Origin of the sequence: Natronomonas amylolytica (assembly GCF_037031205.1) — an archaeon.
Classification (GTDB): domain Archaea; phylum Halobacteriota; class Halobacteria; order Halobacteriales; family Haloarculaceae; genus Natronomonas; species Natronomonas amylolytica.
The window spans coordinates 75,802-97,709 of the sequence record NZ_JAYEZM010000004.1; the positions used below are offsets into that span (position 1 = coordinate 75,802).

Genomic DNA, 21,908 nt, shown 5'->3' on the forward strand with positions numbered 1-21,908 from the left:
TTGATTCAATTCTCCCTATACCCGTCATATTTAAACTATAGGATACATCTACTGGTAAAGATACGGCTTGGTGCACAATGGAGAAGGTACCAGATTGCTACGCGGAGTCCGATACATATGCAACACCGTTCTCGCGGCAGTTTCACCGATAGAGAAGCGAAGACCGCATCTCGTAAAACAGCCCACATCATGCTTAAAGGGATAGAGCCGCCCTCATCACCGAACGAAAACGGGTTTACCGACGGGCGATAGACCCACAGCCATGATACTCCCGGGCTCCGCCTCACAGGACCTCGCCGCGGCGCTTTCGGCCGAACTCGACGAGCCGCTCGCCGCCGTCGAATACGACCGCTTCGCCGACGGCGAGCAGATCGTCCGCGTCCCCGAGTCGGCCGACCGCGCGGTCGTCGTCGCCTCAACCGTCTCGGATGCGGCCCACGTCCAGTTGCTCCAGTTGCAGGACGCCGCCCGCCAGCAGGCCGACGAGGTAATCACCGTCCTGCCGTACATGGGCTATGCCCGACAGGACGAACCCTTCGAGGAGGGCCAGCCGGTCTCGGCCCGCGCGATGGCGAAGGCGGTCTCGACGGGCACCGACCGCGTGCTGACGGTCAACCCCCACGAGGACGCCGTCTGTGACTTCTTCGACGTGCCCTGCGAGCCCGTCGATGCGGCGGGGCGGCTCGCCGAACCGCTGCCGGACCTCTCCGACCCCCTCTTTCTCTCGCCGGATGCGGGCGCCGTCGACCTCACGGAGACCGTCCGGGACGCGTACGGGGCCGGCGAGACCGACTACTTCGAGAAACACCGCGTCTCCGATACCGAAGTCGAAATCCAGCCCAGTGACGCCGACACGACGGGCCGGGACGTGGTGCTCGTGGACGACATCATCGCCACGGGGTCGACGATGAGCAGCGCCATCGCCCAACTGACGGGGCCGGCCCGCACCTTCGTCACCTGCGTCCATCCGATGCTGGCGGCCAACGCCCGGACGAAACTGGCGAACGCGGGCGTCGACGCCATTTACGGCACCGACACCATCGAACGCGGCGTCTCGGCGGTCAGCGCCGCGCCGGCTATCGCCGAAAAGCTGTAATCAGCGCCGCCGCGCGAACAGGAGGCTTCCGAGGAGTCCGAGTATCGCCACTCCGGCGCCGAGTCCAGCGCCGTCGTCGGCCGTCGGCGTAACTCTCCCATCCGCCGGTGGCGTGCCGTCGGACCCCGCCGTCGGCGTCACGACGTTGGCCGTTTCGTCGCGGACGGTCACCGTCGTCGACCGTGCGCCCGCGCTGACCGTGTACTCGCCCGGCGCGTCGAAACTCGTCTCCGCGGAAACCGTCGTCGTTCCCGAACCGATTGCGACATCCTCCGAGCCAATAGCCCCGCCATCGACGGCGATAGTGACGTCGCCGGCGGCGGGGCGCTCGGCCGAGGATTCGACGGTCGCCGTTATCGCCACCGTCTCGCCGAGGGCGGGATCGGTCGGTTCGACCGAAACCCCGGTCACCTCGGGGGCGGCGGGGGCCTCGACGGTGACGGTGTCGGTGGCCGCGCCGACGCCGATACCGTACTCGCCGGTCGACTCGAACGCGTGGGCGAACTCGACGGTCGTCTCCTCGTCGGGCGCGAGCGTTCCGGTTTCGGTGGCGACGGCCTCGCCGTCGACCGTGAACCCCGCCGAAAAGTCGCCCTCCTGCGTGCCGACGTTCCGGACCCGAACCGTCGGCCGGAGCGTCTCGCCGGTCACGAGACGCGGCTCGTCGAGGCCGGTCGTCCGGTAGGGGCCGTCGACGGCGAAGCCGACGAACTCGTAGCGCATCTCGGGGCCGCCGAAGGCCGCGACGTGTTCCTCGCGGCTCCAGACTTCGGGCGTGTCCGTCGTTTCGGTGTAGCGGGCCGCGTCCTCGCGGATGTCGGCGTTGCCGGCATCCTCGATGGCGTCGAGAAACGCCTCGTGGGTCAGTTCCTCGTTCGGCTGGTTGAACCGCTGGATGGCGGCGTCGAGAGAGCTGTCGGCGTCGGCCCTGAGCCGGCGGTCGAGGTGGCCGAAGACGAGCGCTCCCTTCTCGTAGTTGCCGCGCGTGCCCTCCCACGTCGCGGGGTCGGTGAGTCGGACGTCGTCGTGGCGGTCCGCGGTGCCGCGTTCCATTCGCCGCCGGAAGGCCTCGTAGTCGATATGGCCCTGCTCATAGGCGATAAGCGCCGCGTAGTAGTCGGCCATCCCCTCGACGGTCCAGCGGGTCTTCTCGGTCCGGTCGTAGTCCTGTCGGGTGTGGACGTACTCGTGGACCCACGTGTTCGCCGGGGTATCGAGCCGTTCGACGTCGCGCACCCACATGTCCGAATCGCCTCGCTGGAGGCCGGTCGCGGCCCACTCGACGGTCGAGGGAACCGCGAACACGAGGACCTCCGCGTCGCGTTCGCCGCCCTCGATGCGCCGGGCGGCGGCCGCAAGCGAATCCAGCACATCCTCGGGGGACTCGGCCATGTCGCTTCGGTCGGAGACCACCAATCGGAACCGCTGGCCCGACGCCTCCCGGTCGTGTTCGGTGTAGGGACCGAGATAGGAGATGTGGCGGCCGGCGACGCCCTCGCCGGCGACGCTGTAGTTGCGGTTCACGTCGGCATCGACCGGCGACCACTTGACGCCGATGCTCGGCGACCGGACGACTGCCCATTCGTCGGTGACGGCGTAAATGTACTCCTGCCCGTCGCCGCGGTCGACGGTGATGTTACCCTCGTAGCTGTACCGAAGCGACGGCTGGTCGGTCTCCCGCGTCCACTCGTAGGCGTTGGGGTCGTCCGCCGACTGCTGGAAGCCGTCGGTCTCGTAGACGTCGGTTTCCTCGGGTAACGTGATTCGAAGCGACGTGATTCCGTCCGGAATCGTCACCGTCGTCCGTACGTCGACCTCGCCGGACGCCGGCGACTCCGACAGCGTGGAATCGATATCGATGGAGTTGGCGGCGGCGGGCGCGGCGAGAACGGCGCTTCCCGCGAGCAGCCACCCGACGAGCAGCGTCGCGACGACGACGGCCCGACCGTTCATTTACTGGCCGGATACGGATTCGATAGTTATCCGCATGTCGGTGCCCTCGACGTCCCAGTCGCGGGCGTGGCCGTCCGATACGTCGCCGAACTCGGCGGCCCGGACCTCGCTGGCGATGAGGTCGCGGTGTTCGTCGACGAGGCCGGCCACCCGGTCGTCGTCGATGTCGAGGTCGACGCGGATTTCGGCCTCGATATCGAGGTCGAGGTCCTTCCGCATCTCCTGGACGCGGCGGATGACCTCGCGGGCGTAGCCCTCCGATTCGATGTCTTCGGTCAGCGACGTGTCGACGTAGACGACGCCGCGGTCGTCGCCGTCGACGGTAAAGGCCGTTCCCTCGACCGTCTCAGGCGTGTCGGTGTTGAACGTCACCATCTCCTCGGTGAGTTCGACCTCGCGGCCGAGTTCCTCGACGACGGCTTCCTGTAGCGCATCGACGCGCTGTTCGGTGACGGTGACGGCGTTGATGGCGTTCATCACGTCGCCGGCCTCGTCGCCGAACTTCGGCCCGAGAACCGACATGTCCGCGCGGGCGCTGTAACTGAGTTCTTCCCAGTCGGCACCGGGGTCGACCAACTCGATTTCGCGGGCGTTCAGGCGGTCACGGAGCAGGTCGCGGTGCCGGTCGACCGCGGCGGCGGCCTCGTCGTCGTCCGCGGCCACGACCACGCGCGTGACGGGCCAGCGGAGTTTCCGCTCGGCCTGCTGGCGGGCGTTCGACCCGGCTTCCTCGACGGCGTCGACGACCTCGATGTCGGCTTCGAGTTGCGGGTCGTGGAACCGCTCGTCGACCTCGGGCCAGTCGCACATGTGGACCGTCTCGTGGCCGGCGTCGCCGGTCAGCGTACCGTAGATTTCCTCGGAGACGAAGGGCGCGTACGGCGCCAGCAGTTTCGTCGTCTCCCGGAGGACGTGATACAGCGTCGCGTAGGCGGCCTGCTTGCTCTCGGAGTCGTCTTCCTCCCACATCCGCTCGCGGACGACCTGAATGTAGAACCGAGAGACGTCCTCGACGATGAAGCTGAGTAGTTCGTCGAGGCCCTTGTCCTGACGGCGCTCCTCCCACTGGTCGGTCATCTCCCCGGTGACCGACTGAAGCCGCGAGAGGACCCACTCGTCGACGGTTTCGAGTTCGGCGTCGTCAAGGGAGACGGCCTCGGGGTCGAAGTCGTCCAGACGCATGTACGGCAGCGGGAACCGGAAAACGTTCCAGAGGATGTTGAGGTCCCGCTGGCGGTTCTCCAGTTCGTCCCACGAGAAGCGCATGTCGTCGCCCTGCGGCGTCTGGCCGAGCAGGAACAGCCGCATCGGGTCGACGCCGTGCTGGTCGATGACCTCCTGCGGTTCGACGAGGATGCCCTTCGATTTGGACATCGTCCGTCCGTCGGGCATCAGCGCCCAGCCGTGCATCAGCACCTCCTTGTACGGAATCTCGCCGAGTGCGGCCGAGCCCATGCCGAGTTGCGACCAGAACCACCCGCGGGTCTGGTCGTGGGCCTCCATGATGAGGTCCGCCGGCCACAGTTCCTCGAATTGCTCCTCGTCGCTCGGGTAGCCGAGCGTGCCCCACGAGGCGACCGACGAATCCAGCCAGACGTCGAAGACGTCGGGAACGCGCGTGTAGGTCGTCCCGTCCTCGGTGATGGTCAACTCGTCGACGGTGTCCTTATGCAGGTCGACCGACTCGGGGTCGACGTCCTGGTCGACCCGCTCGGCGAGTTCCTCACGCGTGCCGACGACGATGGCCTCCTCGACGTCTCCGGACCAACCTCCGGCGGCTTCGCCGCCTCCGTTCGAGGACGAGTCCTCGCTGTCCTCAGGCGTCCAGATGGGGATGGGGATGCCCCAGTAGCGCTGCCGAGAGACGTTCCAGTCCGGCGACCCCTCGACGAAGTCACGAAAGCGGTTGTCGCGGGCCTCCGCCGGGTACCACTCGCTGTCTTCGATGTTCGCCAGCAGTTCCTCTTTGATGTCGGTGACCGTGATGAACCACTGGTCGGTCACCATCTGGATGATGCCCGTATCGCAGCGCCAGCAGTGGCCGTAGTCGTGGTGGACGGTGTCCCGACGGAGGAGCAGCCCCTTCGCTTCGAGGTCGTCCATGATCTCCTCGTCGGCGTCCTTGACGAACTGGCCGGCGTACTTGCCCGCCTCGTCCTCGTAGACGCCGTCCGGGCCGACCGGACAGAAGATGTCGAGGCCGAGTTCGCGGCCGCGCTCGAAGTCGACCTCACCGTGGCCGGGCGCGGAGTGGACGAGACCGGTTCGGTCCGCCTCGACGTAATCGGCCGTGTAGACCTGCAGGGCGTCCTCGCTGTCGGGCGAGTCGGGAACCTCGTCGGCCAGCGGGTGGTCGTACTCCCAGCCGACCATCTCCTCGCCGGAGACCTCCTCGACGATTTCGTAGTCACCGTAGCCGCCCGCTTCGAGGACGTCCTCGACGCAGGATTCCTCGAGGTAGAGCGTCTCCGTCTCGCCACCGCGTTCGGCCTCGACGGCCACGTAGGTCATCTCCTCGTCGACGGCGACGAAGGTGTTGGCGGGGATGGTCCACGGGGTCGTCGTCCAGATGACGAGGTAGCCGTCGCGGTCGACCAGCGGGAACTTCACGTAGATGGAGGGGTCCTCGACGTGGTCGTATTCGACCTCGTTGTTCGCGATGGCCGTCTCACACCGCGGACACTGGCTGATAGAGCGCTGGCCCTGCTCGACGAGGTCGCGGTCGTGGGCCTGCTGGAAGCCCCACCACGCGGCCTCCATGTACTCGGGGTCGACCGTCTTGTAGGGGTCGTCCCAGTCCATCCAGACGCCGAAGGACTTGAAGTCCGCCTGCAGACCGTCGAGTTGCTCCTCGGCGAAGGACTTGCACTCCTCGATGAACTTCTCCTCGCCGAAGGCCTCGATGTCCTTCTTGTTCTCGAAGCCGAGTTCCTCCTCGACCCGCGTCTCGATGGGGAGGCCGTGCATGTCGTAGCCCGGCCGGTCGGTGACGTCGTACCCCTGCATCCGGTGATACCGGATGTAGGCGTCCTTGAGGGTCTTGTTCCACGTCGTCCCCATGTGGGCCGCACCGGAGGTATAGGGCGGGCCGTCCACGAAGAAGAAGTCCTCGCCGTCCTCGCGGTGCTGCTTCGTCTTTTCGTAGGCGTCGACCGCGTCCCAGTAGTCGAAGACCCCGTCTTCGACGTCGTGGGGTTCGTACTGGTCGTCCACCTCGGCGAACCTGCTCATGTTGCACCAATTTCGCGCCGTTGTTAAAGGACAATCGGTACTGTGCGACGGGTTCTGTACCGGTGTGTCCACTCTCGAAAAACGACGGCGGTCGAAAAAGCGAGTCGTCGCGGTCGGTTACGCGGTGAGTTCGCGGAGGTGCGGCAGCAGTTTCTCGGTGCCGACCGAGTAGGCGGCATACAGCGCGACCACGCCGATGACCACCAGCCAACCGGCGAATATCTGATTGCCGGCCGACAGGTACGATAGGCTGTTCAGTTCCGCGAAGAGGCCGACGACGGCGAAGACGACGGTTCCCAGCAGGTAGCCGCCGAGTTCCAGTGCCGCGACCAGTAGTTCTCGCATAGAGTCACTCAACCGGTCAACAAGATAGGCCTTTCGGACGTACCGAAAGGCCTTCAACGAACGCTGGGCAAGCGCACCCAATGAGTTACGGCGGTCAACAGCAGGATCTCGATTACGCACGAATCGCGAAACTTGGCTTCTTCGCCGGGGTCGCCATGTTCCTTCTCGGCGCCGTCGGCGAGGTCATCGGCCGGACCATGACCGCAGGTGTCCCGGCGGCCGCCGACCAACTGTTCATCAGCCTCGAGGCCGTCGGCGTTCTCGTCGGCCTGCTCGTCCCGCTCGTGTTCGGCATCGTCCTCCCGCTGGTCGAGTAGTTACGCTCAGGCCGACACGTCGACCGCGAGGTCCGACTGCAACCACGTCTCGGTTCCCTCCCGGTCGTAGATGACGAAATCCCCGTTATCGAGCGTCAACGAGGAGTAGCGACCGCTGTCCAGCGCCGTCGTCGACGATTCGAACGGCGAGTCGGCATCCGATGGAGAGGGAATATCCTTCATCGTAGCCGACCAGAAGCCATTGGAGGATTTAAATGTTGCCCGGAAAGCGACCCAATTTTCGGGACGGACCCGAAGACTGACCTCACTCGGGACTGCACTGCCGCCGGATGGCGACCTTTCCGGACCCCGACGAGCGCAACCCGCTGGCCGACGACTGCCGGCACTGTCCCGCCCTCGTCGAGGACCGCACCCGCATCTCGTGGGGCGTCGGCTCGCTCGATGCCACGCTCGTCGTCGTTGGCGAAGCGCCGGGCGCCGGCGACCCCGGGGCCGACCGCTGGCAGGGCGGCAATCACACCGGGATGGCCTACACCGCCCGCCACAGCGGCCGCCGCGTGCGTGACCTCTTGGAGGGACTCGGCTACCCACCCGAGACCCTCTACTTCACGAACGCCGTCAAGTGCTTCCCGGCGGATGTCTCCGCGAGCGAAGCGAGCGGAGGCTCGTCGGACTCGTCCGACGGTGGCGAGGGCTCGAACCGCGAACCGACGGCCGAGGAACGTGCGAACTGCCGGCCCTACCTGCTGGAGGAACTCCGGCAGGTCGACCCCGACTGCGTCGTCCCGACGGGCCGACACGCCACCGAATCCCTGCTGGCCGCGACCGACCGGACTCTCGACGGCTTCCTCGAGAGCGTCCTCACGCCCATCGAACCCGACGACCTGCCGCCGCTGTTGCCGATTTTACACCCCTCGTATCAGGACGTTTGGGTTTCTCGCCTCGGCTACGAACCCGACGAATACCGGCAGGCCATCGGCGAGGCGCTGGCCGACCTCGATGCGGGACCGCCCGCGTAGCGGGCATTTATAAGCGCGCGGCGAGCACTCGCCGTCGAATGGTCCCATCACGGTCGACCCGTCGTGCGGTTCTCGCCGCCGGCGCCGCTGGCATCGCTTCGTTGGCTGGCTGTCTCGGTTCGTCCGCGTCGGCGGGCCCGGTTCCGCCGGGCAGCGACTATCCGATGGACCGGTACGCACCCGGGCGGGCCGCGACCGTCACCGATGCGCTCGAACCGCCGGCGTCGCTGGGGGTCTCGTGGTCGCTGTCGGTTCCGTCGACGGCGACCCCGCCCCCGAGCATCCACGCGGGACGCGCCTACCTCAACGACTGGGCGGGCACCCTCTTCGCGCTCGATGCGACCGAGGGGACGACCGACTGGTCGGTCAGCCTCGGCGACGAGGAGGCCGGCGGCACCCGGCCGACCGTCGACGAGAGCGGCATCTACACCGCGACCCGGTCCGGCCTGTTCGCCCACGACCACGACGGCACCCAGCGCTGGCATGCCGACGACGTCAGTAGCGCCCGCGGGTCGCCGGTCGTCGTCGACGGCACCGTCTACGTCACCTACGTCTCGACGGTCAAGGCCTTCGACGCCGCTACCGGGGACCTCCTGTGGAGTACCACACCGGGCGAGGCCTACGGTGCCGGTACCGTCACGCTGCATCGAACCCTCGCGGTCGCCGACGGCACGGTCTATGCCGTCCGGGAGCGCGGCGGTCACGACGTCCCCGACGTCTTCGCCCTCAACGCCGACGACGGCAGCGAGCGGTGGCACGCCGGAACGGGTCTGGTCTACCACCGGCCCGTCGTCACGCCCGAGGGCGACCTCGTCACCGTCGGCCAGCGGCAGGTCGAACCCGACGCCCCCGACGAGCATATCGACGCGTGGGACGTCGTCGTCCGCTGGACAGACGACGGCGAACCCGCATGGCAGACCGAACTGGACGGCTACCGGACCTACACCCAACCGGCCGTCGACGGCCAGCGCGTCTACGCACCGACGACGGCGGGCATCGAAGCGGTCTCGCTGGCCGACGGCGACCGACTGTGGCAGGCCGGCGACGGCCTCACCGGTGCGCCCGTCGTCGCCGGTGACCACGTCTGGGTGCGGGCCGGAGACACCAGCGACGGCCGACTGCGCGTCTACACGCGTGCGGGCGAGGCCGTCGCTACCTACGGCAAGGCCCGAACTCGACCCGCCGTAACGGCGAACGCGGTGTATCTGGTCAGGCCCGGGGCGGCCGTCGACACACTGCTCGGCGACCCGAGCGAAGTGGTCGCGCTGGTACCGCCGTAGCCGCGCGGTTTCGGCTGGTTGGTGTTTATAAACCGCGGACGTGCCCCGGATTCGCCCTGCGGTTTTTGGTCCCGTCCCGCGTCATGCGTTATCATGGGCTACGAGACCATCACCGTCGACCGCCATCCCGACGACGACCGCATCGCCCGCATCCGACTGGACCGCCCGGAACAGAACAACGTCATCACCGCCCGGACGCTCGACGAGTTGACCGTCGCCATCACCGACGCCGACCGCGACGGCGAGGTGGGCGGGGTCCTGCTGGGGTCGACCGAACCGCCGTTCTGCTCGGGGGCCTCCCTCGAAGAGTTGAACGACCTCTCGTGGGAGGAGGGCGCCCGCTGGATGACGGCGTACTTCGAGACGCTGGACCTGCTCCGGGATACCGGCAAGCCGGTCGTCGCCGCCGCCGAGGGCACCTGCGTCGCGGGCGGCAACGAACTCGCCTCGGCGTGTGACCTCATCGTGGCCGGCGCGTCGACCCGCTTCGGGCAACCGGAGGTCGGCGTCGGGTCGACGGCGGCCGGCGGCGGCGTCCAGTTGCTCCCGCTGATGGTCGGCGAGAAACGCGCCCGCGACCTCCTTCTGACGGGCCGCCTGCTGGAAGCCGATGAGGCGAAGGCCATCGGCCTCATCAACCGCGTCGTCGACGATGGCGGCGCCGAGGCCGCCGCGGCCGACCTGCTGGGGACCATCCTCGACGAGAAGAGCCCGCAGGCCTACCGGACCATCAAGGCCATCATGAAACAGTGGACGAACTTCGGGCTGGTCGGCCAGGAGATGGCCAGAGACCTCACCGCGCGGGTGTGGGACTCACAGGAGTTCTCCGAGCGCGCCGAGGCGTTTCTCGCCCGCGAGGAACAGCAGGCGCGACGCTTCGAGGGGACGCGGCCGCGGGAGACGGACGGCGACCCGGCGGACGAGTAGCTACCGTTCGCCGAGGAACCGCTCGGCCGCGCCCGAAAACAGTGCCTCGAAGGCCTCCTCGGAGAGGTCGCGTTCGAGCAGACCCTCGTACTCCGCGCGATAGGGATGTGGCATGTTCGGGTAGTCCGACCCGTACATGACCTGCCCGGCCAGTTCTTCGAAGACCGAATCGTCGATGGACTTCGGGTCGAAGTCGACGTAGTCGCCGACAGCCGTCGACATGGCGAAACAGGTATCGAGGAAGGCGTTGTCGTGGTTCCGGGTCGTCTCGATGAATTCCTCGGTCTCGAAGGTACCCATGTGGGCCGCACAGGCCCGAACCTCTGGATAGGATTCGAGGAACGACCGGAAGGAATCGACGCCGACGTGCGGCGAATCACGGAACATGGGCGCGGTGCCGGCGTGGAAGAGTACGGGCCGGTCGAACTCGGCGGCCAACTCGAAGGCGGGGTCGAGCCGCGAGTCGTCCGGCGCGAGTTCCTGGACGGGACACTGGAACTTCAGGCCGCGAGCGCCGGCCTCGAAGGCTTCGCGGACGACCGCCCGCACGTCGTCGTCGCCGTGGACCGTCGCGAAGGGGACGCACATCTCGGAGTCGGCGGCCCGGTCGAGGACCCACTGGTTGAGGTCGCGGGCGATATTCGGCTTGTGCGCGTACGGCAGCGCACAGTAGCGGTCGATGCCGTGCTCGCGGAGTTCGGCCTCCATCGACTTGCGGTCGGTCGGATGGGGAAATTCCCAGCCGGCCTCGTCGTTCAATGCGCCGCGTATCGCCCGCATGAGCCGGTCGGGCATCAGGTGGACGTGGACGTCGGTCGCGCCGTCCGGACGGGGGGGTTCGCTGTCGTCGGTCATCGTATGAGCTTGTAGACCCCCTTGGCCTCGGCACAGATATCCCCGCCGGATTCGACTTCCATGCTGGCGACGCCGACCGTCTCGCCGCGGCGCCGCACCTCGGCGTAGGCGTCGAGGTCCTCGGGCCGGCATGCGAGAGGTAGTCGACCCGGAGGTCGATGGTCGGCGTATAGCGGCCGAGCGACCCGACGAACGGTGCCGCGCCGGTGAGGTCCGCCAGCGCCGAGATGACGCCGCGTGTGCGAGAATTGGCACATATAGGCATTGGTATAGCGTATGTTAGCACAGGTTAGTTTATAATTCATCTATAAACCACCGTGCATAGCCCGGTTCGAGCCCGGGATTGGGTCGGATTTAATAATCTCCCCTCGCGCATATTCACCCATGAGCGAGGACTGCGTATTCTGCCAGATTATCGACGGGGACATCCCCGGACGGACCGTCTACGAGGACGACGACGTGTTCGCCTTCCTCGATGCGAACCCGCTGTCGCGCGGCCACACGCTCGTCATCCCGAAGAGCCACCACGAACGGGTCTCGGACCTCCCCGCTGGGGACCGGGCGGCCGTCTTCGAGGCGCTGGGCCGCCTCGCGCCCGTCGTCGAAGCGGCCGTCGACGCCGACGGCGTCACCGTCGGGATGAACGACGGCGAGGCCGCCGGCCAGGAGGTCCCCCACGTCCACGGCCATCTCGTTCCCCGATTCGACGGCGACAGCGCTGGCCCGATTCACAACATCTTCCGCTCGACGGCGGACCTCAGCGACGAGGAACTCGACGAGGTCGCCGAGGATATCAAGACCGCCATCGGCGGCGCCTGAGCGGCCTCACGACTCGTCCCGTGCGTCCTCGACCCATGCCGGCCGGTCGAGGTCAACAGCGCCGCCCTCGAACTCGTAGGCGAGTTCGTAGTGCCTCGGGTCCGGTCCCGTGAGGCGAACCAGCAGGTATTCGGCGTAGCTACCGGCCGGGTCCGTTACCTTCCACGAGACGGACGCCGATTCGACCGTCGGTGTATCGGCGCCGGTGCTGACGGTTCCGGTGGCGTCCGTCACACGGTACGGTTCGGTTCCCTCGTACCAGCCACTCTGCGGCCCGTAGACCGTCGTATCGGTCGCATCGGCGTCCACGCGCTCGTAGCCGACGACGTACAGACTCCGGACGAACACCGACGCCGACCCGGATATCTCGGCGGCCAGATCCGTCCCGTTCTCCGCGACGACGAGCGTGACGTTATCGTCCGTACGCTCCGTATGAAGGAGCCTACGGGCCTCGTCGTCCGTAATCCGGGCCCGCAGTCGCTCGGCGTCCGACTCGTCTTCGATTCGGAGGCGTTCGTAGACCGGGTCGCTCGGTGACGCCTGATACTGCTCGGAGGTGACTCCTTCCTCTTCGAGGCGTTGGTATCGCGCGCCGTCGGCGGTCACCGTGGCCTCGAAAGCCAACGATACGTTCCCCTCGACGACGATTCGACCGCTTGTGCGGTAGGCGTCGGCGTCGTCGCCGACTTCGAACCGTTCGCTGGCCGGGACGTTCGCGTGGGAACTCGACGTGGAAACGGGGTAGACGGCAGCAACGACGAGCGTGAGACAGCACAGCGCCAGCGCGCCGATGAGGACGCCCGCAGTCCGGGTCTCCATACGGGACCACAGACGCCCTCCGACCAAAAATGCCGTTCCGCCGGTCGTGAGCACGGCCCTTATAAATGGAGAAGCTAAATAGCGGCGGCCGGACACGTTGGAAGCGATGCCCTCCATACGCTCCGTTTCGTTCAGCCTCCTCGTCGGGCTGGTACACGCGGCCGGCCTCCTCGCCGTCGCCCTCGAACTCGGATACGCCGTCGGTCCCGCCGAGTACTCGATTCCCGGGATGGCGTGGCGATACGGCGGCCTCGTCGTCGTCGCGGCCGTGCCCGTCTGGCTCGCGGTGCGCTATCGACTCGTCGTTCCCCTCGTGGCGGTCCTGCTGACGAGCGGCTACGTCGTCGGGATGGAACTCACACCGCCCGGCCCGACCTTCCGCGACGTCGCCGAACTGGAAGGCCTCGCCGAACCGACCGGTTACACGGTCGTCGAAAACGGGCTCTACATCGTTCGCTATATGGTGAACGCATCGGTCTGGACGGTCGGCTTCCTGTTCGCCGGCGTGGTCGAGGCCGCGGTCCGCTCGCTTTGGGACCGACTGCCACCAGTCGACGATTTCCCATCGTGGCTATCGGTTCCCGCTGACCGACGCGAGGCCGCAACGGTCGCCGCGGGCGGCGGTGTCCTCCACGCGGTCGCCATGACGTGGTTCGCGTACCGGCTCGGCGTCACGGTGTCCGGCGGGTTCGCGTGGCTGCTGTACGGGTACGGCGCCATCGGGATGTGGCTGCTCGCGGCCGTCCCGCTGTACCTCCTGTATCGCCATCGACTGCTCGCGCCCGTGACGCTGATGACCGCGTTCGTCCTGCTCAACGCCCGCGCGGAGTTTACCGCGAGCGTCGAGGACCCACACACGCTGTACTTCGGTGCGTGGTTCCTCTATCTCGGTCTCGTGCTGGTCACGGCGGGAATCGAGTACGGGCTCCACCGGGTCGATGCCGCCCGACGGGTGGGGTCGCTGCTGTAGTCGTAAAGACCGAAGAGCAGCATATTTTTAATCGAAAGGGAGAGGAAATATGCTGTGACCAGCGATACGCTCGCGCTCGTCGGCGCGGCCGGCGGTGCCGGAACGACGCGTTTGACCCTCGAATGTGCGACCCTGCTCGCCCGGGACGGACGGGACGTAGCCGTCCTCGATGCGGCCTACGCGACGCAGGGCTTGGCCGACTACACTCCCGGACGCATCGACCCCGACATGACGACCGCCTGCGTCGACGACGTACCGATACGCGATGCGCTCGTCGACCGCGACATCGAGGCCGCGGGGCGGCTTGCGGTCTGTCCCGCCCGCGCTCCCTTCGAGCGCCTCGCCCGTGCGAAGACCCCCGAGGCCGCCGAGGCCTTCGAGCGTCGCGTGGCCGAGGCCACCCGGGCGTTCGACCACATCCTCGTCGATACGCCGCCCATCGCGGCGAATCAGGCCGTCGCCGCGGTGAACGTGGCTGACCGGGTCGCCATCGTCTGTGACGACGGGCGGGCCGCCGACGCCCTCCCGCGTCTGCGTGACCGACTCGAAGACGTCGGCGCGCCTGCCGATGCGACCGTCGTGACCCGCACGACAGACCACCCCGACGCCGACGCGACGGTTCCCGACTTCGACGCCTCAACACCCGCAGTAACGACGAACGAAACGGCCCGAGAAGCCGTCGCCGAGGTGCTGGAGACGGCCCTCGGCGTGGATATCGAACGCGACGAAACCGACGGTCTCCGGGAATCCCTGCCCTTCTAAAGGAGGTCGTCGACGTCGCTTCGGGCCTCCGAGAGCGGGTCGTCCATCGCATCGACCGAGAGGGCGTCGGCGACGACGGGGTCGGCCGCCTCGATGGGTTCGTGGGTCGCGACGTAGGCTCCGAGTGCGAACTCCGAATCACCGACGCTCATGAGCTGTTGGGCTTCGGTCCGCGATAGCTCGCCGGCCAGCCAATCGTCGAGGACGCGCTTGGCCGTCGGCGAAAGCGGGTCGACCGGTTCGCCGAGCAGATGCAGCGTCTTCGCCGCCGTCGTCGGGGGCATGGCCGCGACCGCGGCCGCGCGGTCGATGCTCGCACCCTCGGCGTAGGCTTCCACGAGCGTGGCTGCCGCCTCCGCCGAGCAGGGAAGTTCCGAGGCGAACTCGGCCAACCGTTCGGCCAGCGGCGCGCCCGTTTCGTCGACCGCGGCGACCCCGCGGTCGCGCTGTTCGGCCGTCACCTCCAGTCCGGCGGCGATATCCGACAGCCCCATGCGCCATGCTGGTTCCCCCATATTAGTTAAAGTTGTTGCTAAGCGAAAACAAACGCGCTGGCTGCGAACGGAAGCCTATCGGTTACCGATACGTTCTCACCGTCCAGACCGGTTCGTTTCCCACCAGCCCGACGCTTTTTAAAGTGATATCGGGACCGAGTTTCGCATGTGATGAGCACGAGCACGCGACAGGTCTGCCCCGAGTGTGAGGGCAGCCTCCAGCACAGCGGCACCGAGACGGTCTGCAGCGAGTGCGGTCTCGTCGTCGACGAGGACGCCATCGACCGCGGCCCCGAGTGGCGCTCGTTCGCCGACGACGATACGAACCCCGAACGGTGCGGGGCGCCGCTGACCCGCTCGCGGCACGACCGCGGGCTCTCGACGGAAATTGGACGCTCGACACGCCTCAAAGGCCGCAAACGGCGTCAAATTACCCGCCTCCGTCGACAACACAAGCGGTCGCAAATATCGTCCAAGCGGGACCGCAATCAGGTCTACGGCTTCACCGAGATTCGACGCATGGTCGGCCGGCTCGAACTTCCCGAAAGCCTCCAGGAACGTGCCTGCGTCCTCTTCGAATCCGCACAGGACGAGAACCTCCTGCAGGGCCGCTCCATCGAGGGCTTCGCCGCGGCGGCCGTCTACGCCGTCTGCCGAACCGCCTCAGTCTCACGGACTCTCGGGGAAATCGTCGCCGTCGCGACCGCCGACGAGGAGGAACTCAAGGTCGCCTACGATGCCCTCAACCGCGACCTCGGCTTGCCGACCGGGCCCATCGATCCCAGCGAATACCTCGCGCGCTTCGCCTCGGAACTCGACGTGCCGACGTGGCTCGAACGCCGCGCCCGCGAACTGGCCGCGGAGACCCACGAGACCGGTCTCGCGACCGGCCGAAACCCCGGCGGCGTCGCGGCCGCCTGCCTCTATACGGTCGCGAGGGGCGAGCAGTACGACCTGACGCAAAACGAGGTCGCCGAAATCGCAGACGTCTCACCGGTTACCGTACGAAACACCTACCACGACCTGCGGTAAACCGAGTCGTCTCCCCATCCTATTCGTCCGCGATACGGGCCAGCGTCGCCGTCGGCACGTCGACTCCCTCGATTCGCTGGCGCAGTCCCTCCGGCACCAGCGAGAGCCGCGAAACCGTCCGTCGGTCCCGCGCCAGTGCGGCCGCAAGCGCCTCGACCCCGGCGAGGCCGCCGGCCGATTCGACCGCGCTCGTCGCCGATGGCAGGCCGTCGGCGTCCGCCAGCGTCTCCGCAGTCGCGACTCGCTCTTCCAGCCGGTCCAGCCACGTCCCAATCCCGTCGGGCAACCCCGCTATCGGTTCGGCAGCCGTCAGTTCGACGGCCGGTTCGGTCGGCGGGGCCGGCGTTGCGAACCCGAATCCGGTCGCTCCAGCCGGAACCTCTCGTGTGACGCCGCGTTCGTCCCATCCGGCGGCCACCTGCCCACCCGAGCGTGGCGGCCAGACCGGGCCGCCGAGGCGACTCTCCAGCCGAATCCGGTGGGGTACCTCCGCGAACACACGCGTCTCGACGAACGTCACTCCATTCGTTCGCCTCGTATCGACCGTTACCGTCGGCATACGGTGGGTGGCTGCCCTATCGCTTATAAAAAACCGTCCGAGACGGCGTCCGGATATCGACGCGCGACCGGCGCATGGAGCCACGCTTCCGCACGCCTCCTGTCGGGAAATCGCCCACAAGCGAGGACGACCGGAATTCGGGGGCGACCGACCCGAAGCGCTGCGAGAGCCGCCGTAATCGGGTCAGCATCCGAGAACGTCGCTGCCTGACTGCCGGGCACCGACGGAACCGCATCGTCGATCGCGGGACGTACCGCTTCCGCCAGTTTCCGTTTCGCTCGCCGTTGGAGGTTCCGAGCCCGGTCCTGCAGTTCGAGACGGCGCTGGCGCTCGTCGCGCACGTTCCGCGCCCGACGGCGCGTCGCCGCCAGTTCCTCTCGGGCCGCCGCGTGTTCGGTTTCGGCTTCCGAAAGCTCCCGAATCGCCTCGCGATAGGCCACAGTCACGGACTCGTCGTCGGTCTCGTTGGCCCGTCCCCGAAGCGTCGCGACCCGCTCGCGCTTCGCGTCGAGGTCGGCTTCCGTCTCCGCGACCCGGCGCCGCGCGTCGGCCAGCGAGGGCACCGATGCATCGAGTTCCCCGAGCTGTTCGCGGACGCCGGCGAGTTCGTCGGCGACCTCGCTTTTCGCCCCGCGCGAACGGGCGACGGCGACCAGTACCGCCTGCCGGTCCAGCGACAGCCCCGGCGCGATGACGCCGACCTTCTCGACGAGCGTCACAGCTCTCGTTGTTTCAGTTCCGCCGGCAACGGGTACGGTTCGCCGACCGCGAACTTCGCGTACGGCGTGCTCGGGTTCGGTCGATTCTCGTAGGCCGTCGCCGCCTCCCGAACGCGCTCGGGAACGTCGCGGAACTCGTTGAACGGCTCGGTTCGCTCGACCTGTACGTCGTCCGGATGCTTCGCACGGAGTCGTAACGCCAGAAACGCCCCGTGTTCGGTCCCCTCTAGCAGCGCCGCCCGCCCGAACCGACGGACCACGCTCTCCTCGTGGGCGCCACAGGCGTTCCGAAGCGACGCCCGCGCCGACTGCGAGTACGTCACCACCAGTAGCACAGCTATTTTTGCTTCACACTTAGATTTAAAATTAACCTATTCGGATAGCTTCTCGACGACCGGCGCTTCGACATCAGTTAGCTCCCGGACGCGCTCACGGGCCTCGGCCTCCGAACCCGCGACCACGACGGTTCCCTCACCCGACCGATATGCCGATAGCTCGCCGTCGAACTCGGACGCGAAGGTGCGGACGGCCGCTCGAACCCGCCGTTCGCACTCTTCGAGCGTGGCCTCGCCGTCCTCGAAGTCGGCGAGTGCGTCCTCCATGCGTCGGATTGCGGCAATCCGGTCCATCAGACCGTCCGCAGGTGATCCGTCTTCGGCTCGTAGACGTCACCCTTCTGTCGCAGTTTCTCGATTTCGTGTTCGGCCTTCGACCGCTCGGTGCCCATCTCCTCGGCGCGGTCCAGCACCTCCTCGATGGGCGCGCCCTCGTCGTATTCCTCCTCGATCTCGCTGATGAGCGATTTGATGTCCTTGATGCGGTCCCGCTGGCTCTTGGATTGGCCCGTCTCGACGACGTCGGCGTCGAACTCGCCCGTCTCGGGGTCGACGCCGATGTCCTGTAGACACGACCGAACGATTTCGATGACCCGCGTCGCGTCTTCCTGTTCGACCGAATCCGCGAGCCGCATCCGCGCGGAGGCCTCCGCGAGCCGCACCAGCGCCTCCAGTTTCCGGGCCGTCACGGGAACCGGCGAATCCTCGTCCTGCCCGCGTGCACGCAGGTCGACGTAGAAATCCCGAATCTCCTTTTTGGCCTCCTCGGTCATCGTCGGATAGCAGTTCCGCTTCGAGTAGGCGATATACTTCCGGAGGAGTTCGGCCTCGATGGTCGGTTCGACCTCCTCGGTGACGTTGGCGACCTCCTCCTCGGTGACGTTCGAGGTCGCGGTGTTCTCCCGGTGGGTGTGCAACTCGCCGGCGTAGTTCGTGTTGATGATGTGCTCGGCGAGGTTGGCGTCCTCCTCCTCGTTAGGCTTGTCGGTCACCGTGAAGATGAGGTCGAACCGGGAGACGAGCGCGGGTTCGAGGTCGATCTGCTCGCCGATGGGTTCGTACTGGTCGAACCGGCCGTATTTCGGGTTCGCCGCGCCGAGCAGCGAACACCGGGATTTCAGGGTCGCGTTGATACCGGCCTTGGAGACCGAAATCGACTGCTGCTCTAGTGCTTCGTGCATGGCAGAGCGGTCCTCCGAGTTGTGCACGACCATTCCGTTAGCGACGAAGTTGTGCGTCTCCTCGACAGTTAGGTCGTACACTTTCGACTCACGACGGGACTCGATTTCCTGCAACAGCGAACCGATATGGCGACGTTTTTCAGAGAGACGCGACTCGGCGACATCTCGAACCTCCTCGAATCGCTCGGTGTCGACGACTCCCCGGAACCATCTCGAAACAGTCGAGCCGGCCACATTGAGGTCGTCAGCGAGCCGCTGTAGCGGAATTCCATGCCGCTCTAACTCGTCTCGCAAACTCTGCCAAGAGTCGGTTTCAGGTTCGATAGCGACCAATTCATTCGCTTGCTGCTCTGCGTTCGCTGTGTCACAGCCGAGAACCTCCGCGATTTCTCCTCTGAGGAGAGGGATTCGGTCATCGTCGGATTGTTCAGTCGTGCTCTCGACCTCGGCGACTCGACGCCATTTGACGTCCCCATCGACGAGTTCATGCAGGGGAGAGACATCAGTCTTCGAAACGCGTTCGATTATGGTTTCGAGGCGCTGCCGGACCACGTCGCGGACTGCCTCGTTTTCCTCCCAGCCTCTCGAGATCTGCTGCTGGCTAAATCTCGTTTCCTCGGCCAGTTCGCGCTGGGAGACGTTGTATCGTGCCTTCAGTTCTTCGAGGCGTTCCCAGTCGGCCGTCTCGGACAACCTCGAAGCATCTTCGGTAGCACGTTCAACGCGAGTCTCGAATACCGTGAGTACGGTTTCGGCTCGAGCGAGCGAGATGTTCGCATCGCCGTTCTCGAAGTTGCAGTACGTAGCACCATCGAGCCCACATTCCGACTGGTAGAGGCGGAGCGATTCACGAAGGTCCTGCAATAGTGCACCACAATCCGGCAGGACGTCGATAATCGTTCGGTCACCGTCGACGGCGGCACAGACCTCTTCGAGAGCGGCCTGTTTCCGGTCGAGTGTGAAGCCGATATGGCGATTATACGCACGAAGCGAGTCTGCCGAGGTAATCGCGAGAACGTGTAAATCTCGCTTCTCGCGACGTTTTCTGGTACGGATCTGGCATGATACACCGAACTCAAGCAGGACGCTCTTGATGCCCTGAAGGAGTTCCATGCTCGCAGAGGAGAGGCGAACGTTGTTACTGGCTGTATCGACAGTCCCCTCACTATCCGCCATCGCACGCACGAAGGCCGCTTTGGTCCGTCTGTCCCCTTTCGAGACGCCATCGGGGAACGACTTGCCATCGTACGCTTCCAGATTCATCCCCGCCTCGATGACCGCATCGGCGTACTCCCGACCGTGTAGCCGAACCGTCCCTACCCCATCATCGCGCTGTTCGCTGGGATGCCGAACCGGTTCGGCGTCGAACGCTTCGTTACACGCTCGTTCGAAGTCCGCGAGGAGTTGTTCCTCCTTGTTGGTGAACCGGATACCGTAACTACCCTCCTGTCGCTCGTAGTAGACGTTCCCATCGCCCGAGAGATAGCCGAGTACCGCCCCCATAGCGGGAGGCATGTGTGGTTCCGACATCTCCGATTGGGCAGGTGACGATACTGCTCCACCATCGGTTGCGGACGGCGTGAGATGCTTGGGAACGTACACCCAGTCTCCTTGCTGGAGATCTGCTGCCGACCGCTCGACGTGTTGGCCGTCCTCGAACACGAAGAACGGGTGATCATCGGTCGCGGTGAGTGACTCGCCAGATTCGAGTGTGACCTCGGTGAGGTCGGTCGGCGCGTCGTATTCGTGGATAGCCGTCACCGGACGTTCGACCAGTCGACCATCGGCGGCCATCGTCCACGCCGTGAAATCGACATCGCGAATCGTACGGCCGTTCGAGAGTTCTTCGATGGAACCCTCGGCTTCCGCCTCCCGGGCAAGTTCACTGATGCGCGAGATCCGGCCATCAGCCAGATGAACAAGTGTGTCACCGGTGACACAACGCATCTTGTCGAGTTCGTCAACGGCCGCAATCCCCTGGTCTGCAAGCACGAGCGCGCCGGCTTCCAGCGTCCATTGCTGGCCGTCGCCGAAGTCGTCTCTAACAGCTGCTGCCGTAAGACCAGCGCTGGACGAACCTTTACCAGATGTATAAACAGACCTTGGAGCCAAGTTCCGTACGTACTGTAAAAGTTGAGATTTTCCAGTTCCAGGGTCCCCTATTAGAAGCATGTGCAGGTCACCCCGAATCCGAGAGCCGTCGGGCAGGTGCTTCGTGACACCGGAGAACAACTGCATGATGATGGCGAGTTTCTGCTGTTCGTAGCCGTAGATGGACGGCGCCATCGACTCGACCATCTTCTCGTAGATGTCGTCGTCGTTGGAGAGTTCGATGATTTCCTTCTTGTCCTCGTCGGTGATGTCCATGTCCTCGAACTGCTCGTCTTCGATCTCCACCGAGAGGCCGTCCATGTAGACGTCGAAGATGGGCGATTTCTCCTGATTGGACTCCTGTTGGTCGAGATGGAGGATGCCCGAGACGCGAACGTGGTCGCCGGCGGTCACGTGGCCGGTGATGTCGTCTTCGATGTGGACGTCGATGCTCTGGGGCGTCTCGCCGCCGCGCAGGCCCTCGGGGGATTCCTGCACGCGGAGTTTCTGGGCGTCGACGAACTCCGATTGGTCGAAGTTGATGTTGAACGGCCCCTGTCGCTCACAGCCCTGACACTCGTGGGGTTCGTGGAACTCCCCGGAGGTCTGCGGGATGCGCGTGAGGGTGCCGCAACGCTGGCATTCGAAGGCCGCCTCGGTCACCTTCGGGCGCACGTCGGTCGCCTTGCGGACGATACCGGAGACGGCGATGAGTTGGCCGCGATGGCGCGCGCGGATGTCGCGAATCGGGGTCGACTCCTGGAGGTTCTGGACGCGAACGTGGGCCTGCCCGAGTTTGACGTCGACCGGGAGGTCGTAGAGGCGGAGGGCCTCCTCGGCGTAGTCGCGCATCTGCTCGGGTTGGGCGATGAAGTCGTCCGCGAGGTCAGGGTCGAAGCGGTAGAGGTCGTCCCAGTCGATGTAGAGCGACCGCTTTTCGTTGGGGTACTTCTGGGCGAGGTCCCCGATCTCGTTGCGATAGTAATCGCGGTAGAACTGCTCGAACTTGTCGATGACTTCGGTGTTCTCCGCGCGCGCCATGAGAGTATCACCTCTTGGCGCTTCCCGGAATAAGAAGTTTCGCAACCACAGTGAAAGTAGAGTTCCCCGGAGGTTGAGAGGAATCCAGCGAGAGACGCCGAT

General features: G+C 66.0%; 20 protein-coding genes and 1 pseudogene. 9 read left to right on the forward strand and 12 right to left on the reverse strand.

The window, feature by feature from the left end:
- Window positions 1-262: 262 nt before the first annotated feature.
- Window positions 263-1,096, forward strand: a complete 834-nt coding sequence (prs, locus tag U5914_RS06030) for a ribose-phosphate diphosphokinase (RefSeq protein WP_336134858.1) — start codon at window positions 263-265, stop codon at window positions 1,094-1,096.
- Here prs and U5914_RS06035 read toward each other — a convergent pair whose 3' ends face one another.
- The 3 genes from U5914_RS06035 to U5914_RS06045 form a co-directional block, all read right to left on the reverse strand.
- Window positions 1,097-3,049, reverse strand: a complete 1,953-nt coding sequence (locus U5914_RS06035) for a CARDB domain-containing protein (RefSeq protein WP_336134859.1) — start codon at window positions 3,047-3,049, stop codon at window positions 1,097-1,099.
- A complete protein-coding gene (ileS, locus tag U5914_RS06040; protein WP_336134860.1) occupies window positions 3,050-6,280 on the reverse strand; it encodes an isoleucine--tRNA ligase in 3,231 nt (1,076 codons plus the stop codon).
- 117 nt (window positions 6,281-6,397) lie between these two features.
- Window positions 6,398-6,625, reverse strand: a complete 228-nt coding sequence (locus U5914_RS06045) for a DUF8151 family protein (protein WP_336134861.1) — start codon at window positions 6,623-6,625, stop codon at window positions 6,398-6,400.
- Between the two features lie 80 nt (window positions 6,626-6,705).
- Here U5914_RS06045 and U5914_RS06050 point away from each other — a divergent pair, with 80 nt between their 5' ends.
- Window positions 6,706-6,942, forward strand: a complete 237-nt coding sequence (locus U5914_RS06050) for a DUF7860 family protein (RefSeq protein WP_336134862.1) — start codon at window positions 6,706-6,708, stop codon at window positions 6,940-6,942.
- A gap of 6 nt (window positions 6,943-6,948) precedes the next feature.
- Here U5914_RS06050 and U5914_RS06055 read toward each other — a convergent pair whose 3' ends face one another.
- Window positions 6,949-7,125 (reverse strand): hypothetical protein, encoded by a 177-nt coding sequence (locus U5914_RS06055; RefSeq protein WP_336134863.1) that lies wholly within the window; start codon window positions 7,123-7,125, stop codon window positions 6,949-6,951.
- 107 nt (window positions 7,126-7,232) lie between these two features.
- On the opposite strand from U5914_RS06055, the gene U5914_RS06060 reads away from it, so the two are divergent.
- The 3 genes from U5914_RS06060 (at window position 7,233) to U5914_RS06070 (ending at window position 10,129) form a co-directional block, all read left to right on the forward strand.
- Window positions 7,233-7,922, forward strand: coding sequence for a uracil-DNA glycosylase (locus U5914_RS06060; protein WP_336134864.1), 690 nt, complete (start codon window positions 7,233-7,235; stop codon window positions 7,920-7,922).
- Window positions 7,923-7,960: 38 nt separating this feature from the next.
- A complete protein-coding gene (locus U5914_RS06065) occupies window positions 7,961-9,202 on the forward strand; it encodes an outer membrane protein assembly factor BamB family protein (RefSeq protein WP_336134865.1) in 1,242 nt (413 codons plus the stop codon).
- Between the two features lie 93 nt (window positions 9,203-9,295).
- Complete coding sequence (locus tag U5914_RS06070) at window positions 9,296-10,129, forward strand: enoyl-CoA hydratase/isomerase family protein (protein WP_336134866.1); 834 nt, start codon at window positions 9,296-9,298, stop codon at window positions 10,127-10,129.
- On the opposite strand, the gene U5914_RS06075 is transcribed toward U5914_RS06070, so the two are convergent.
- Entirely contained in the window at window positions 10,130-10,984 is an 855-nt protein-coding gene (locus U5914_RS06075; RefSeq protein WP_336134867.1) for an amidohydrolase family protein, read from the reverse strand.
- A gap of 384 nt (window positions 10,985-11,368) precedes the next feature.
- Between U5914_RS06075 and U5914_RS06080 the strand changes: the two genes are divergently transcribed.
- The gene (locus U5914_RS06080) at window positions 11,369-11,803 is read left to right on the forward strand and encodes an HIT family protein (RefSeq protein WP_336134868.1); all 435 of its coding nucleotides are present in this window, start codon (window positions 11,369-11,371) and stop codon (window positions 11,801-11,803) included.
- A 6-nt stretch (window positions 11,804-11,809) separates the two neighbouring features.
- Here the strand turns inward: U5914_RS06080 and U5914_RS06085 are convergent, their stop codons facing one another.
- A complete protein-coding gene (locus U5914_RS06085; RefSeq protein WP_336134869.1) occupies window positions 11,810-12,622 on the reverse strand; it encodes a hypothetical protein in 813 nt (270 codons plus the stop codon).
- Window positions 12,623-12,728: 106 nt separating this feature from the next.
- Between U5914_RS06085 and U5914_RS06090 the strand changes: the two genes are divergently transcribed.
- Complete coding sequence (locus U5914_RS06090) at window positions 12,729-13,592, forward strand: hypothetical protein (RefSeq protein ID WP_336134870.1); 864 nt, start codon at window positions 12,729-12,731, stop codon at window positions 13,590-13,592.
- A 54-nt stretch (window positions 13,593-13,646) separates the two neighbouring features.
- Window positions 13,647-14,354 (forward strand): ParA family protein, encoded by a 708-nt coding sequence (locus U5914_RS06095; protein ID WP_336134871.1) that lies wholly within the window; start codon window positions 13,647-13,649, stop codon window positions 14,352-14,354.
- Here U5914_RS06095 and U5914_RS06100 read toward each other — a convergent pair.
- Window positions 14,351-14,848: a DUF7858 family protein gene (locus U5914_RS06100; protein WP_336135222.1), complete on the reverse strand. Its 498-nt coding sequence runs from the start codon at window positions 14,846-14,848 to the stop codon at window positions 14,351-14,353. The genes U5914_RS06095 and U5914_RS06100 overlap by 4 nt on opposite strands.
- A 171-nt stretch (window positions 14,849-15,019) precedes the next feature.
- Between U5914_RS06100 and U5914_RS06105 the strand changes: the two genes are divergently transcribed.
- Window positions 15,020-15,880 carry a transcription initiation factor IIB gene (locus tag U5914_RS06105; RefSeq protein ID WP_336134872.1) on the forward strand — a complete coding sequence of 287 codons (861 nt, stop codon included), beginning with the start codon at window positions 15,020-15,022 and terminating at the stop codon, window positions 15,878-15,880.
- Window positions 15,881-15,899: 19 nt separating this feature from the next.
- Here U5914_RS06105 and U5914_RS06110 read toward each other — a convergent pair whose 3' ends face one another.
- The 5 genes and pseudogenes from U5914_RS06110 to U5914_RS06130 form a co-directional block, all read right to left on the reverse strand.
- Window positions 15,900-16,439, reverse strand: a complete 540-nt coding sequence (locus U5914_RS06110) for a DUF8080 domain-containing protein (protein WP_336134873.1) — start codon at window positions 16,437-16,439, stop codon at window positions 15,900-15,902.
- Between the two features lie 23 nt (window positions 16,440-16,462).
- Window positions 16,463-17,173: pseudogene (locus tag U5914_RS06115) on the reverse strand (DUF7856 family protein); the annotation flags it as partial.
- On the reverse strand, window positions 17,155-17,493 hold the full coding sequence (locus U5914_RS06120) for a DUF7855 family protein (RefSeq protein ID WP_336134875.1): 339 nt from the start codon (window positions 17,491-17,493) through the stop codon (window positions 17,155-17,157). The gene U5914_RS06120 and the pseudogene U5914_RS06115, both read right to left, overlap by 19 nt.
- Window positions 17,494-17,529: 36 nt before the next feature.
- Complete coding sequence (locus U5914_RS06125) at window positions 17,530-17,787, reverse strand: DUF7854 family protein (protein ID WP_336134876.1); 258 nt, start codon at window positions 17,785-17,787, stop codon at window positions 17,530-17,532.
- Entirely contained in the window at window positions 17,787-21,806 is a 4,020-nt protein-coding gene (locus U5914_RS06130; protein ID WP_336134877.1) for an LAGLIDADG family homing endonuclease, read from the reverse strand. The genes U5914_RS06125 and U5914_RS06130 overlap by 1 nt, the downstream gene beginning before the upstream one ends.
- Window positions 21,807-21,908 lie beyond the last annotated feature (102 nt).

Excerpts from the sequence above, each read along its gene's own strand:
- U5914_RS06105 (WP_336134872.1), top strand. The coding sequence starts at position 15,020 with ATGAGCACGAGCACGCGACAGGTCTGCCCCGAGTGTGAGGGCAGCCTC.
- U5914_RS06130 (WP_336134877.1), bottom strand. The coding sequence starts at position 21,806 with ATGGCGCGCGCGGAGAACACCGAAGTCATCGACAAGTTCGAGCAGTTC.
- U5914_RS06065 (WP_336134865.1), top strand. The coding sequence starts at position 7,961 with ATGGTCCCATCACGGTCGACCCGTCGTGCGGTTCTCGCCGCCGGCGCC.
- ileS (WP_336134860.1), bottom strand. The coding sequence starts at position 6,280 with ATGAGCAGGTTCGCCGAGGTGGACGACCAGTACGAACCCCACGACGTC.
- prs (WP_336134858.1), top strand. The coding sequence starts at position 263 with ATGATACTCCCGGGCTCCGCCTCACAGGACCTCGCCGCGGCGCTTTCG.
- U5914_RS06075 (WP_336134867.1), bottom strand. The coding sequence starts at position 10,984 with ATGACCGACGACAGCGAACCCCCCCGTCCGGACGGCGCGACCGACGTC.
- U5914_RS06045 (WP_336134861.1), bottom strand. The coding sequence starts at position 6,625 with ATGCGAGAACTACTGGTCGCGGCACTGGAACTCGGCGGCTACCTGCTG.
- U5914_RS06050 (WP_336134862.1), top strand. The coding sequence starts at position 6,706 with ATGAGTTACGGCGGTCAACAGCAGGATCTCGATTACGCACGAATCGCG.
- U5914_RS06035 (WP_336134859.1), bottom strand. The coding sequence starts at position 3,049 with ATGAACGGTCGGGCCGTCGTCGTCGCGACGCTGCTCGTCGGGTGGCTG.
- U5914_RS06060 (WP_336134864.1), top strand. The coding sequence starts at position 7,233 with ATGGCGACCTTTCCGGACCCCGACGAGCGCAACCCGCTGGCCGACGAC.
- U5914_RS06070 (WP_336134866.1), top strand. The coding sequence starts at position 9,296 with ATGGGCTACGAGACCATCACCGTCGACCGCCATCCCGACGACGACCGC.
- U5914_RS06090 (WP_336134870.1), top strand. The coding sequence starts at position 12,729 with ATGCCCTCCATACGCTCCGTTTCGTTCAGCCTCCTCGTCGGGCTGGTA.
- U5914_RS06085 (WP_336134869.1), bottom strand. The coding sequence starts at position 12,622 with ATGGAGACCCGGACTGCGGGCGTCCTCATCGGCGCGCTGGCGCTGTGC.
- U5914_RS06080 (WP_336134868.1), top strand. The coding sequence starts at position 11,369 with ATGAGCGAGGACTGCGTATTCTGCCAGATTATCGACGGGGACATCCCC.
- U5914_RS06100 (WP_336135222.1), bottom strand. The coding sequence starts at position 14,848 with ATGGGGCTGTCGGATATCGCCGCCGGACTGGAGGTGACGGCCGAACAG.
- U5914_RS06110 (WP_336134873.1), bottom strand. The coding sequence starts at position 16,439 with ATGCCGACGGTAACGGTCGATACGAGGCGAACGAATGGAGTGACGTTC.
- U5914_RS06125 (WP_336134876.1), bottom strand. The coding sequence starts at position 17,787 with ATGGACCGGATTGCCGCAATCCGACGCATGGAGGACGCACTCGCCGAC.
- U5914_RS06055 (WP_336134863.1), bottom strand. The coding sequence starts at position 7,125 with ATGAAGGATATTCCCTCTCCATCGGATGCCGACTCGCCGTTCGAATCG.